General features: G+C 30.5%; 11 protein-coding genes. 7 read left to right on the forward strand and 4 right to left on the reverse strand.

The genetic code is table 11. The annotated features are described in order from the left end of the window. Nucleotides 1–143 precede the first annotated feature (143 nt). A complete protein-coding gene (gene ppdK / locus ACXLDF_RS09415; protein WP_457558266.1) occupies nt 144–2,840 on the reverse strand; it encodes a pyruvate, phosphate dikinase in 2,697 nt (898 codons plus the stop codon). 406 nt (nt 2,841–3,246) lie between these two features. Here ppdK and ACXLDF_RS09420 point away from each other — a divergent pair, with 406 nt between their 5' ends. From ACXLDF_RS09420 to ACXLDF_RS09430, 3 genes are all read left to right on the forward strand, one after another. Further along, entirely contained in the window at nt 3,247–3,657 is a 411-nt protein-coding gene (locus ACXLDF_RS09420) for a DUF86 domain-containing protein (protein WP_457558267.1), read from the forward strand. Further along, the gene (locus tag ACXLDF_RS09425) at nt 3,644–3,994 is read left to right on the forward strand and encodes a nucleotidyltransferase domain-containing protein (RefSeq protein WP_457558268.1); all 351 of its coding nucleotides are present in this window, start codon (nt 3,644–3,646) and stop codon (nt 3,992–3,994) included. The genes ACXLDF_RS09420 and ACXLDF_RS09425 overlap by 14 nt, the downstream gene beginning before the upstream one ends. Nucleotides 3,995–4,290: 296 nt before the next feature. After that, nucleotides 4,291–4,788, forward strand: coding sequence for an NUDIX hydrolase (locus ACXLDF_RS09430; protein WP_457558269.1), 498 nt, complete (start codon nt 4,291–4,293; stop codon nt 4,786–4,788). 65 nt (nt 4,789–4,853) lie between these two features. On the opposite strand, the gene ACXLDF_RS09435 is transcribed toward ACXLDF_RS09430, so the two are convergent. Both ACXLDF_RS09435 and ACXLDF_RS09440 read right to left on the reverse strand, forming a co-directional pair. After that, nucleotides 4,854–5,327 (reverse strand): zinc ribbon domain-containing protein, encoded by a 474-nt coding sequence (locus ACXLDF_RS09435; protein ID WP_457558270.1) that lies wholly within the window; start codon nt 5,325–5,327, stop codon nt 4,854–4,856. Nucleotides 5,328–5,472: 145 nt separating this feature from the next. Further along, complete coding sequence (locus ACXLDF_RS09440; RefSeq protein WP_457558271.1) at nt 5,473–6,147, reverse strand: thiamine diphosphokinase; 675 nt, start codon at nt 6,145–6,147, stop codon at nt 5,473–5,475. Between the two features lie 146 nt (nt 6,148–6,293). On the opposite strand from ACXLDF_RS09440, the gene ACXLDF_RS09445 reads away from it, so the two are divergent. The 3 genes from ACXLDF_RS09445 to ACXLDF_RS09455 all read left to right on the forward strand — a co-directional run bounded on the left by ACXLDF_RS09445 (nt 6,294) and on the right by ACXLDF_RS09455 (nt 10,552). Then, entirely contained in the window at nt 6,294–7,568 is a 1,275-nt protein-coding gene (locus ACXLDF_RS09445; RefSeq protein WP_457558272.1) for a thiamine ABC transporter substrate-binding protein, read from the forward strand. 19 nt (nt 7,569–7,587) lie between these two features. After that, nucleotides 7,588–9,345, forward strand: coding sequence for an ABC transporter permease (locus ACXLDF_RS09450; protein WP_457558273.1), 1,758 nt, complete (start codon nt 7,588–7,590; stop codon nt 9,343–9,345). Nucleotides 9,346–9,427: 82 nt separating this feature from the next. Next, nucleotides 9,428–10,552, forward strand: a complete 1,125-nt coding sequence (locus ACXLDF_RS09455) for an ABC transporter ATP-binding protein (RefSeq protein WP_457558274.1) — start codon at nt 9,428–9,430, stop codon at nt 10,550–10,552. Nucleotides 10,553–10,609: 57 nt separating this feature from the next. Here the strand turns inward: ACXLDF_RS09455 and ACXLDF_RS09460 are convergent, their stop codons facing one another. Next, nucleotides 10,610–12,709 (reverse strand): hypothetical protein, encoded by a 2,100-nt coding sequence (locus ACXLDF_RS09460; RefSeq protein WP_457558275.1) that lies wholly within the window; start codon nt 12,707–12,709, stop codon nt 10,610–10,612. Between the two features lie 321 nt (nt 12,710–13,030). Between ACXLDF_RS09460 and ACXLDF_RS09465 the strand changes: the two genes are divergently transcribed. Then, nucleotides 13,031–13,162: a hypothetical protein gene (locus ACXLDF_RS09465; RefSeq protein WP_457558276.1), complete on the forward strand. Its 132-nt coding sequence runs from the start codon at nt 13,031–13,033 to the stop codon at nt 13,160–13,162. The last annotated feature ends 180 nt before the right edge of the window (nt 13,163–13,342 follow it).

The following is a 13,342-nucleotide window of genomic DNA, read 5'->3' on the forward strand; positions in this document are numbered from 1 at the left end:
AAATTAGTAGGATCTTACAAAAATTTTCTGTTGATTTACTTAACTCTTAATAAGTGAGTTATCTATTTATCAAGACTATTCCTTATTCCTCGATAACTCAAGAAAAAAAATAAAAAATTAAAATATTAAATGGTTAAAAGCTCTTATTCTTGCTTTTGATATTTAATTGCTGCATGTGCGGCAGCAACTCGAGCCACAGGAACACGGAATGGACTGCAGCTTACATAATCCAAATCAACGGTCTGCAGGAACATAATTGTATCAGGATCGCCTCCGACTTCACCACATATTCCAACTTTTAAATGTTCACCGTTGTGAGATTCAGCTCTACCTTTTCTTCCATCTTCCACGCACATTTTCACAAGTTTTCCAACACCTTTCACATCAATATGCTCAAATGGATTTTCTTTCATGATAGGAGGATTAATTTCATCAATATATTTCTGCAAAAATTTAGCTTCTACATCATCTCTGCTGAATCCAAAGGTCATTTGAGTTAAATCATTGGTTCCAAAAGAGAAGAATTCTGCTTCCTTAGCAATTTCTTCAGCAGTTAATGCTGCACGAGGAATTTCAATCATAGTCCCCCATTTTATTGGATTTTTAGGTGTAAAATTAGCTTCAGTTATAATTTGTTCAGCTAAAGGCTTTAAAATGGATTTCAATCGAATAAATTCATTTACATGAGAAACTAAGGGAAGCATTATTTCTAAATGTACATCAATACCTTCATTTTGAGCTTGGATTAGTGCTGTCATCAAGGCACGTACTTGCATTTCGTAAATTTCAGGATTTGTATTTCCTAATCGAACACCTCGATGCCCTAACATAGCGTTTTCTTCTTTCAATTCTTCATATTTTCGAATCATAAACTCCAATTCTTTGAAACGTTCACCTTTATCTCCTTTTACACGTAATTCGGTAAATTCAACCAACATTGTTTTATAGTCTGGTAAAAATTCATGAAGAGGAGGATCGAGTAAACGAATTGTGACTGGTTTTCCATTCATCACTTTGAAAATCTCATAAAAATCACTACTTTGCAAGGGTTCTAATTCCTTTAAGGCTTCTTCCCGCCCCTCTAAATCCTCAGCAACAATCATTTTCACGACTTTTGGCAAACGATCTTGTGCATTAAACATTCGCTCTGTTCGACACAAGCCAATTCCTTCTGCACCATTTCGCACAGCATCCATAGCCATTTGAGGAGTGTCTGCATTTGTACGAACACCTAAAATTCGATATTTATCGCATAAATCCAAATATCGTTGGAAAGCACCAGTTATTTCTGGATCCACAACCTCTACTTCACCAACATAAACATTACCATTTAAACCATCAATAGAAATAATATCTCCTTCTTTGAAAGAAATTTGACCACTCACTTTGGCAATTCCAGCTTCTTCATCAATTTCCAAATCTCCAGCTCCAACAACAGCAGGAAGACCAATTCCACGAGCAACAACTGCAGCATGGCATGTTTTCCCACCTCGAGAAGTTAAAATTCCAACAGATGCTACCATTCCAGGAAAATCTTCAGGTTTAGTTTCCTTACGAACTAAAATAATTTTTTCACCAGCTTTTTTAGCTTCAATTGCTCGATGCACATCAAAAATAGCTTTTCCAGAAACAGCACCAGGTGAAGCATTAAAACCTTTTACTATAGGAGCTTTTCGTTCATTAGGGGAAATACGTTTATGAAGCAATTCTTCGATTTTTGAGGGTAAAACGCGTAAAATTGCGGTTTTCTCATCAATATAACCTTCATCTAACATATCAATAGCAATTTTAACTGCTGCTGAAGCTGTACGCTTTCCAGTACGCGTTTGTAAAAAGTATAACTTACCATTTTCTACAGTAAATTCGCAATCTTGCATATCTTTGTAATGATCTTCTAATTTATGAGCTAATTCATAAATTTGAGCAACAATTTCAGGATGATCTTGTTTCAATTCATCTAAACTAATTGGAGTTCGAACACCTGCAACAACATCTTCTCCTTGGGCATTAACTAAATATTCCCCCATAACTTTTTTCTCCCCATCCATTGGAGATCGGGTAAAAAGAACTCCAGTTCCTGAATTATCATTTTGATTTCCAAAAACCATTCGCATTACATTTACTGCAGTTCCATAATTTGGAATTTTATTCATTTTTCGATAAGCTACAGCCCGTTCGCTATCCCATGATTGAAATACTGCATTAATTGCTCCAAATAACTGAATCCAAGGATCCATAGGGAATTTTTCTCCAATTAATTTCTCATATTCAACTAAATACAACTCACCTAATTCTTGCATTTCTGAGGCATCTAATTCAATATCGAGTTTTTTTCCCTTTTTCTCCTTATAATCTTCCATAATGAGATCATAAGGTTCACGACCCGTACCTTTAACAATATCAGAATAAGACATAACAAAACGGCGCCATGAATCCCAAGCAAATCGTTCGTTAGATTTAGACATTTGTTCTGCAATTTCTTGTGACATACCTAAATTTAGAACAGTATCCATCATACCTGGCATACTGATAGGTGCTCCACTACGGACCGAAAGTAATAATGGTTTTTGAATATCTCCAAAAATATATCCACTTTTGTTTTCCAACTTCTTTATACTTTCAATAATTTGTTCTTTTAATCCTTCCGGCCATTCTTTATGATTGGCATAATATAAACTAAATTTGCATGGAATATTAAATCCATAGGGAATTGGCAATCCAAGCGCAGTCATATTGGCTAATCCTGCACCCTTTCCGCCGAAAAATTCCTTTAATTCGGCTGTTGACCCAAATTGATTTGGATCAATTTCATCAAACATATAAACCATTTTTTCGGCCATATCATTTTCACATTTTTTTTCTTTTCTCACACTTTTTCAAAATTAGTGAAAGAAATTTTTTTAAGTATGATAACGAAGCAAAAAAAATAAAATTTCTGATATTTCCACTCTAAAGGTTTTAATAGGAAGATTTTTACAAATGACAGTATTTTGTATTATTTTCTATTCAAAATGATACATTAAATAATAATTCATTTGAAAATTTGAATATTAATCTTATATAAACAATTTTACGCTTTCTATAAAAATTGTTCACTTTAATTCATATACTTTTTAGATGAATTTCGAAATTTGATTTGAATAATATAGCGAAATCAATTTACACTAATCCTTACTTGCTAGAATTACCATATTTGTAATTTTTCAATAAATTTTTTTAGTAATTACTTATCTTAGTACGATATATATGAATATATTGCGAAGAAAAAGGTATAAAGATAAAATCTATTATGTGAAAGAATCGTTAACCTACTTTCAAGATTTTGGCGAAGATGAAATTATCAATCGTGGAATTTTATATTCTATCCAAGTCGCAATCGAAAGTACTGTTGATTTAGCTGCAATGCTTGTAAAAGATTTAGGAATTATAATTTCTGATGATCGAACTAATATTGAAAATTTAGTTAAACATTTGAGATGGAAATCTGAAATGGCCAATAATCTAATTAAAGCTAATGGATTACGCAATGTAATTGTTCACCAATATAATGGAATTCAAAAAGAATTAATATCTAAGACTCTAAATTTATTAAAAACAAATTTAAATGAATGGATCGAAAAAATTGAAGAGGTTTTAGAAACACTTGAAGACAATTGAGCAAATTAGAAAAGAATTAAGTGGTTTAAAAAATAAATTTGAGGTTGTGTTGTATGGTTCGCAAGTAACTGGTAGTACACGCCCTCAATCAGATTATGATATTGCCATTATAACACGAAGCCGTGATATTGATGTTAATATACAAATTCAAATAGATGTTTTAAATTTTTATCGAGATGGTTATGATCTCAGAGTATTTGAACTTTTTCCCATTTATATACAAATGAGTATCATTAAAGATTATTTTGTTATTTTTGGAGATCCCTTGGAAATTTCAGAATATTTTTATTATTTTTATAAACTTTGGAGAGATTGTAAACACCGAATTCTTCAATAAGAGCAAGTACATTGAATTTAATAACTTTTCACAAAAGATTGAAAAGAAATTCCAAATTTTCAAATTTTTTAATTTCTTGAACTAACAATTGAAAAAAATAATAATTTTTAAATATCTCCAAAGATCTATACGAATTTTTTCTGATTTCCTAATTCTTTCAAATATTCCCTTTTTTATTAATTCTGGGTATTCTATGTGATCAGTATAACTTTAACTAAATTTTCATGGAATATTAAATCCATATAGAATAAATAAAATATCAAAAGAAATTATTCTATTAAAATATTATTTTTTGTATGGTTAAAAGAAAAAAGGAAAGATTTACATCTGAGCAAAAGCTAAACTTCGATCTTCGACATTATCCTGTTCGACCTCACGTAGGTGTTGGAGGTATAATTTGCTGGAAGGATTATGTCGTAATAATAAAAAGAAAATATAATCCGAATCAAGGAAAATGGGCTATTCCTGGAGGACATTTAAAATTAGGTGAACGCGCCTCAGATGGTGCTTTACGCGAATGCATAGAAGAAACAGGTTTATTACTTGAAGTTGGAAAATTGGCTTCAGTGATTGATAAAATTGATTATGATTCAACTGGAAAAATTGAATATCATTATGTCCTTTGTGATTATTGGATGATAATACCAAATGCTGAATCCTTTCAAGAACCACCTCAGTTAATTCCTCAATCAGATGTAATTGATGCGCGTTTTGTTCATTTCAAAGAATTACCAAACTATGAACTTACACCAACTGTGAGGAAATTATTCAAAAATCTAAAAATTCTTAAGTAGTTCTATAAATGAAGAAAATATTTTAATTTAGAATTCAAATTATAAAATTGATAAATTATTAAGGATCAATAAGAATTACCGCAGTTAGGACAAAATTTTCCTCCTTGAGTCACTTCATGCCCACATGATGGACAAAATCGAGGGGAATCACGAGATGTTTTAGATTTTTCCCTAGTAGAGGCGAAAGTTGTTTCATTTTCCATTTGTGATTGCTTATGTATTCTTTCTTTTTCTTTCCATTCTTTGTGTTTTTTCTGAATTTTTTCTTTTGTTTCAATAGAAAGCTCTTTTATTCTCATAGCAGTGGTTTTTGCTTGTTCTTTAATTTGCTTCGATAATTTTTTCGATTTTTTTTTGATGGCCTTTGATTTCTCTTTTACTTGAATTTTGAATTTTTTCCCTTTTGCTTTTAAATAATCTTTTAATGGAATTTCTTCAAAAGAATCTTTAGTTTCATTATATTCTGAATTTGAACAATCTCTACCGCTATCCATTTTTTTTTCGTATTTATAATTATTTAAATTTGAATTTGTTGCCATAATACTTACCTTAAATGAGTAATCAAGATTTGGATGATTTATTTGTATTAAAATATAACCTTATACAGAATAAATATTTCTAATTATTAATAGAATTTAACAAATCTAAAAGCATTTGGAGGCTGGTAATTAGCAATCTTACTTTCTATTCGAGTTCTTTCCAAATAACGGATAAATCTTCAACAAAAAGCAGGAGATTGCCTGAATCAAAGAATATCTGTATATTTCCATTACTTACATTACTTAAAGTTAATGAAGATTGCTGTAAAGTTTGGTTTTGTAGAGGATACTCACATCCAGAAAGATTAACATTATAACACTCAGAAAATGGAATAAGAGAAAAGATTTTTCCTTTTTTGACAGGTATTTTATATTTCTTCAAAGGAGACAAAGCCCTTAGAGATCCATTTGCACTAATTAACCAAAATATCTCAGGTGCTTTAAATAATAAGAGCCTATTAAAAAGATCGTGATCTAATCGTCCTCCTATCATATTGATTCCTAAAATTAGTTCAAATTTTTTCTCTATTGAAAAATCCAGTGCAATTTCTGTATCTGATCTATTTTTTTTTGATGGAAATGATTTTTTTTTTGTTTTAGAGAATGAGTTCAAAAGAACAGGATCGACAGAATCAAAATCTCCAATAATCAAATCAGGAGAAATATGATTTTCCCATGCAAATTCTAATCCTTTATCGATTGCAATAATAAAAGAATGTTTAAGAATGATTTCTGGAATTATTTTTAAAGCTTTAATGTCAAATTGAGGGCTCCCAGAAATAAGAAGTGCAGTTTTTTTTTGTAGATAGCCATAATTCATAATCAAAAATACGTGCCTTTAGTAAAAAAAGTTAACTCAAACAAAATTTATTAAAAATATTCCTCAGAAACGGTGTTTTGCGGGAAAATAATGGGCTATAGAACCAAAAAGTAAAAAATTTTTATATATTTGTTTCTCCAATTTACATGAGTAAAATGAAGTTCAAAATCATGAAAAAAAATCGAGTTTTTGAAGTTATACTTCTTTTCTGTCTTTTTTTTGGAATATTTGCCTTTCCACATTCAATTCGAGCTGTTGAGTCAGAACCTAAATTGACAATCTATACATATGAATCTTTACTTGCGGATCCAGGTTATGATTTCATCGGAGGTTATTCTAATTATTCTGGAATTCCTAAAGATCAGATTAAAGTAGTGGCCTTAGAAGATGCAAATAGTTTAATTACACGATTATTGGGAGAAAAAGACTCTCCTGTTGCCGATGTGGTGATTGGACTGGACAACAGTTTAATTTTTGAAGCAAAAAGATATAATCTTTTAAGTCCTTATTCTTCACCATTAGTAGAGAATTTATCTTCATCATTGATTAGCAATTTAGATCCTGAACATTATCTTTTACCATATGATTACGGAATAATTGCTTTCAATTACGATCAGTTGAGAATTAATACAACAACAGTTCCAGATCTTGAAAATCTAACGTTGAATGAAATTTTAGATTTGGATTTAGCAAATAAGATTGTTGTTGAAGATCCCACACTAAGCTCTCCCGGATTAGGATTTCTTTTATGGACAATTGCTGTATTTGGAGACCCATCAATAAATTTTACTGGGATACTGGGTAACGATTGGCGAAATTGGTGGAAGAGTGCAGCTGAAGATCTTCGGATTGCAAATAGTTGGGGAGCTGCATTTGATATTTATTATGAACCAAATGAAAATCGACCAATAATGGTATCTTATGGTACAAGCCCTGCCTATACTGTTTGCCAAGGATGGGGAGATAATCTAAAAGCATTTTTGTCTCATGAGAATGGTACAGCAAATGCGTGGTTACAGATTGAAGGAATTGGTTTGGTTAATGGCGCTTCGCATACAATTGAAGGTCAACACTTTATTGATTGGTTTCTCGGAGAAGAATTGCAAAGTCAAATTGCAGAAAATAATTGGATGTATCCTGCAAATCAACATGTTCAAATTTCTTCTTGCTTTAATAATGCTGCAATTAATCCAGATGATGTAAATATTCTAAATAATTTGATAGCTCCTTCAATGTTGGAATCAAATCTTGCTAAATGGAAACAAGATTGGGAAGAAACAATTGTAATGAAATCTCCTAACATTTCAGGTTTTCAGAACCCTTTTCTATTTATTTTCGCAATAAGTTTTAGTCTTGGGGTAATTTTACTTTTACAGCAGCGAAAAATCTTCCAATTTGGAAAGAATGCTTCTTGCACCTAATCATGTGGAATGAACGTATATGATTACAGACCAAACAGAAAAAAACAAATTAAAGAAGAAATTTGGAATCTTTACCCCTTTTGGAGTGATTCTTATATGTTTACTTGTTTTGGTCTCATTTTTTCTTGTATTTTTTTATTTTCCTTTAGGAACAGTATTTCATTTTGCTTTTTCTTTAGACCCTTTTGAATCAAGCAAATCCTTTGGAGAAATTCTCAGTTATTCATTAAATTTCCGAGCACTTCAATTCAGCTTAATTGAATCGCTAATTACTACTTTTTTTTGCTTAATTTTAGGAATTCCAGTTGCAATCTTCATTGCTAAATATAATTTCAAAGGTAGAAAATTTCTTTTACAAATTATGACTATTCCTTTTGTTCTTCCTCCTATTGTGGTTTTAATTGGTTTTGTAATAGTTTATGGTGATGGTGGCTGGATAAATTCTTTGTGGAAAGAAATTTCTAACGGAACACAAGGACTTTTTTCAATTTATGGTAGTTATGTAGGAATTATTCTCGCTCATGTATTTTATAATATTTCAGTCGTAGTTCAATTCATGATTCCTGCATGGCAACAACTTAATTATGATCAAGTTGATGTAGCTCGTTCAATTGGAGCTTCACAATGGAAAATTTTTTGGAAAATTATATTTCCACAGATAAGATCTTCTTTAATCTCTTCTGCGTTACTTGTTTTGATTTATTCTTTTAATAGTTTCGCAATTGTTTTATATTTAGGAAATGCTCAATTACAAACATTGGAAGTTAGAATTTATAAACTTATACAGGTTTCATTTGATTATCGCTCTGGAACAATTTTGGCGATCACACAATTAATGATTAATATATTACTTATTCTAACTTATCTTCAATTGGATCGTAGTAAAATAAGAACAAATTCTAACGTTAAAAGCACCTTTGAATATAAGCAGCTTATTTTTTATAACTTATCTAAAGTTCAAAAAATGAAGTTAATTGGAAGAATTTTCTTTTTATGTATTATCTTGATTTTCGAGTTACTACCATTAATTGCTGTAATAATCACCGCATTTACCCCTATAAGAGAATCAAATTCTATTTTTACAGGATTTTCTTTATTATTTTCTTCTTCTTATGATCCTTTATTGGGTGCTTCAATTTTTCGATTACTTATTAATACTCTATTATTTGCGCTTATAACGATGATTATAACTCTAATTTTTACTTTTGCTATATTGCTTATCTATCGACGACGTTATCGTTCTATTTCTCAATATAAGTATTCATCAATTGATACAATTTTAGCATTATTCATCATACTTCCCATGGCAACTTCCACAATTACACTCGCTCTTGGTCTTTTTCTCCAATTTAAAGATAGTATCCTTTATGTAAAATATCCGTGGATGCTAATTATTGCAGCTCATATCCTTATTGGAGTTCCTTTTGCAACCCGCACCGTAATCAATGCTTATAATCGAATTGATACTGAATTACTTAATGTTGCTTCAACTTTAGGTGCATCAAATTGGGAAATTTTTCGAAAAATAGAATTTCCCCTAATTAAACGTAGTCTATTTATTGGCGGACTTTTTAGTTTTGCAATTAGCATTGGAGAATTTGGTGCAACTAATTTTCTGGCTCGTGGTAAATTCAGTACACTTTCCATAGCAATTTCAAAATTAATGTATACGAGAAATATTCAACTTACTGCCAGTATGGCTGCAATACTTATTGTAATAACATTCTTATCTTTTATATTAATTCAACATTTAGGAGAAACACGCTTTCGTATATAATTTATTCGAAATTTATATGAAAAATTGAAAACTGAAAAATTCGAAAATATAGAATGATGAATCATTTTGAAGTGAAAATTTAATGAAAAAACTGGAAATTATTAATCTTCGTTTGAAATATCAAAAAGAATTCATTATAGATGGCTTGAATCTGACAATTAATGAAGGGGAAATAATTGTTTTTTTAGGCCAAAGTGGATGTGGAAAAACATCATTACTGAAAATTCTTTTAGGAATATTAACTCCAGATGAAGGAACAGTTCGCTTAAATGAACGAGATATTACTTTTCTTCCTCCCCAAAAAAGAAAAATGGGTTATGTTCCTCAAGCTCAAGTTTTATTCCCACATATGACAGTAAAAGAAAATATTATGTTTGGTTTGAGAGTAAACAAGTCTTTAACTCAACCAGATCGGCGCTACAAACAAGCATTAGCACTAACACAGTTAATTGAATTTGAAGATAGATTTCCTGATGAATTAAGCGGCGGTCAACAACAACGAGTGGCTCTTGCACGGGCTTTGGTTATTGAACCTCAGTTTTTATTACTTGATGAACCATTAAGTAGCATTGATGCAACAGGTAGAGAAGAATTGGCTTTAATGATTCGTTTGATTCAACAAGAAACGAATACTACGATTATTTATGTGACCCATAATCATGAGGAAGCAAGATTGCTTGCTGACAGAATTGCGGTTCTTTTTGATGGTAAAATTCAGCAGATTGGACATACTCCAGATGTATATAGTCATCCAAAAAATTATCAAGTCGCCAAGATTTTAGGAAAAGAAAATATCTGGCCTATTATAGAAATCATCAAACAAAGTGATTCTGTTATCCTTAAAACTAATTTAGGAAGCATTATTATTTATGAAAAATCATTAAAATCAAAATCACCTACAGGAATTGAACTTCCATTAAATATCTATTCTCTTGAACTTCTTCCTGATTTTGAATCAAAATCTTCAAGTTACATGGAAAATGAATCATCTATTAATATAGATGAAAAGAAAAAAGAATTTTCTTTCATATGTAAAATCAATGCAATTATTGATCAAAAAAGCGAGTATAAAAAAATAATTCTACGCATCTGGCCCAATTACTCGGAAATTATCAAGATATTTATTAAAAATGATTTAAATTTATCTTGTTCTTCAAACATTTTTTATAGGATTCGAATTTCATGGTCCGATTTTGTAATTTTTTAATAACTTTCATCTTTATTATAATTCAATCTTGAATAATCGAATTGTATTTATTTAATTCTATATTGGAAGTCTTTGCAATCGATGCTCTATATCCTTAACAAATTTACTATATTTTGGGTTATCAACAGCCAAAGCTTGAGTATTTTTCAAAGCTCTTTCAAAAGCCCACTTAGTTTTATCAGCAAAACCCATTTGATCATAGCACAATCCTAAAAAGTAGAAAGCGAGAGGATAATTAAAATCAATCTTTACAATTTTCATGAATTGTTTGATCGCTTGAGCGTGTTTACCTTGTTTGTAATAAATTAAACCGATGTTTAAGGTTGTTCGTAACATGCGCTGGTCTTTTAGAGGAAAATATTCATTATCTATAATCTCCCAAAATATTTTAAGTGCTTTATTAAATTCCTTAACTTTCATCAATTTATCGGCTTCGTTGTATTTTTTCGTAAATTCTGGATTGATCTCTTTTAAGAGTTCTTCACGTTCACGTTTTAACCGTTCCCTTTCAGCTTGTTCTTTTTCTGTTTGCTTTTGATCTTCAAATTCTTTCTTAAAACTATCAAAACTTGCAACAACTTCTTCGCTATACTGTTCATGGCATAATGGACAGAGATTACTGTGCACAATCCACATTTTCAAGCAACCACGGTGAACTGGATGATCATTTGGACAGTTTATTAATTCATCATCAAAATTATTTTCAGATTCTCCAAGATCTTGTTCTATGATTGGAGCATGACAAATAACACAAAGTGGACCCTTTTTATCTGATTTCGCCTGTGAGATCGATTTTTGCGATGTAAGAGAAGAACTAGACTTAGAAGAAGAAAAAGATTGAGAAGGTTTTGGAATTTTACTTGAAGTAGATTTTGATACTTCTGTTGAAGAAATAGGATGTAGACTTTTCAATGAAGCAACCTTTGGACGTGGTTTCATTAGCTTTTTTTCAGGAGCTATAAATTTACTTTGTGTTTTAGATCTATTTTTTAGTATCTGGGATGAAGTGCGAACTGATTTTAATGAGGTTTGCTTTTTTGGAGTTGGTTTCTGAATTTCAGAAGCGATATCCGCTGTATCAATAAAGGAAGGACGAATGATTTTTCCAGGAATTTCTTTTGCTGTTTTTGCAGTAATATCTTGAAAAGGAATATGTTCTTTTTTATTCGTCTCATGTTGTTTCCGTTTCGCCCGTCTGGTGACTGTTTCAGCAAAATTCAATGGATCAAAATCATCATCTAAACCAGGATCAAAAACATCTGCTTCACTAGCACTTTTATGATTATTCAGAGAGTTGGTTGAAAATAACTCATTATTTAATCCTTTTTGATTCACTTGTTCTGCTATCGAACTGGCAAAATTTAAAGAAGATCGCATTGTATTGGCGCGTTTATTAATAGATTCGTCCATTCCAGGACCCATTAATTTAGTACGAACTTTTTTACGCTTTTTTTCGAATTTTTTTATATCATTATCTACATCTGAATACAATTTTGATTGATCTGAACTTGATACAATATTCTTACTTTGTTCTGCTACTTTACGTTTTGATATTAATTGTTGTGAAGATTTTCCAGTTGATGTCGTTAATGTAGGAATGATGTGTTCATATTCGTTAATTTGTTTATTAACCGCTTTAATTTGCTTGTGAATTTGTTCCAATTGCATACGGAGAGCAATTTCTTTTCCATTTAATGTTTGAAGTTCATGTTCAAGTGTTGTTTTGCGCTTTTTGATTATTGTGAGATCTTTATTAAGTTTTTTTTCTTGTTGCTTGATTTCTACTAATTGTTTTCCTAATTCACCAATATTCTCTTGTATTTTCTCGAGCATTTGGATTTCATTTCTATTTTCAGTATTTGAGGCACTCGTTGAGACCAAATTTGATGATATTTTATTTGAAGCTGCTGAATTTAATGGTACTTTTATAGGTTTGATATCTAAAACTTGAATTATTTCAGATGAATATGGTTCTCCGCAGATTTGACAAGTTTGTGCAATTAATAAGCGCTTTTTTAAACAATCATGATGAATTAAGTGGCCGTTGACACACTTATACACTTTTTGATCCTTCAACTTTGCCTTACTGGACAAATCTAAAAAGTTTATCGGAAGATTGCAAAAAATACATTCCATTTTTTTTTTCGATTGATTCATACTGTATGAACGACCCACCCTTTACGCTCTATTCTTTTTCAAATATGGTTAGAAAAAGTAATAAAACCTTTAAAGTTTGATTTCTCGTTAAAATTGCCATGCACTTTCCAACTTTTTCGAACACAAATTTTCATGATTTTGAATTTATTTGACACTTTTTTCAACCAAAATTTCAAATTAGCTAATCATTTATTTATATCAATGGAAAATAATAAAAATAATAGAATCCCAGACCTATCGCCCAAATTAGAAAAAAGAGAAATATCTTTTACCGTTGACTTTAATATAGTGCTTAAAATCGTCTTTTAGAATGGATTAAACATGTTTTACATCGAATTTTTACTTCCATATATTACTACCACTGTGATGAACTCTGGAAGTATTGAAATTGGCATATTTGTCTCAATACAAATTGGTGGATATCTTATTTCAACTATGACAAAAGGGATATAATTGGGTGGTCCTTAATTTAAAAACTTGATTTATTTTTTTTTAATTCATTTTTAGAGAATTTTTAAATTCCCATGTTCGACAAAAATCTAATTAATATATCATAATTGTTAAGCATTTATAATATTTCCATTCTTCCTTATTATTATGATAAGTGAACCATTAGATATATCAATCCAATCG

This window comes from Candidatus Harpocratesius sp., from assembly GCF_054039255.1.

What these genes read in the sequence shown, in the direction of transcription:
- ppdK (WP_457558266.1), bottom strand. Translation starts at nt 2,840, where the DNA reads ATGGCCGAAAAAATGGTTTATATGTTTGATGAAATTGATCCAAATCAA.
- ACXLDF_RS09420 (WP_457558267.1), top strand. Translation starts at nt 3,247, where the DNA reads ATGAATATATTGCGAAGAAAAAGGTATAAAGATAAAATCTATTATGTG.
- ACXLDF_RS09430 (WP_457558269.1), top strand. Translation starts at nt 4,291, where the DNA reads ATGGTTAAAAGAAAAAAGGAAAGATTTACATCTGAGCAAAAGCTAAAC.
- ACXLDF_RS09435 (WP_457558270.1), bottom strand. Translation starts at nt 5,327, where the DNA reads ATGGCAACAAATTCAAATTTAAATAATTATAAATACGAAAAAAAAATG.
- ACXLDF_RS09440 (WP_457558271.1), bottom strand. Translation starts at nt 6,147, where the DNA reads ATGAATTATGGCTATCTACAAAAAAAAACTGCACTTCTTATTTCTGGG.
- ACXLDF_RS09445 (WP_457558272.1), top strand. Translation starts at nt 6,294, where the DNA reads ATGAGTAAAATGAAGTTCAAAATCATGAAAAAAAATCGAGTTTTTGAA.
- ACXLDF_RS09450 (WP_457558273.1), top strand. Translation starts at nt 7,588, where the DNA reads ATGATTACAGACCAAACAGAAAAAAACAAATTAAAGAAGAAATTTGGA.
- ACXLDF_RS09455 (WP_457558274.1), top strand. Translation starts at nt 9,428, where the DNA reads ATGAAAAAACTGGAAATTATTAATCTTCGTTTGAAATATCAAAAAGAA.
- ACXLDF_RS09460 (WP_457558275.1), bottom strand. Translation starts at nt 12,709, where the DNA reads ATGAATCAATCGAAAAAAAAAATGGAATGTATTTTTTGCAATCTTCCG.
- ACXLDF_RS09465 (WP_457558276.1), top strand. Translation starts at nt 13,031, where the DNA reads ATGTTTTACATCGAATTTTTACTTCCATATATTACTACCACTGTGATG.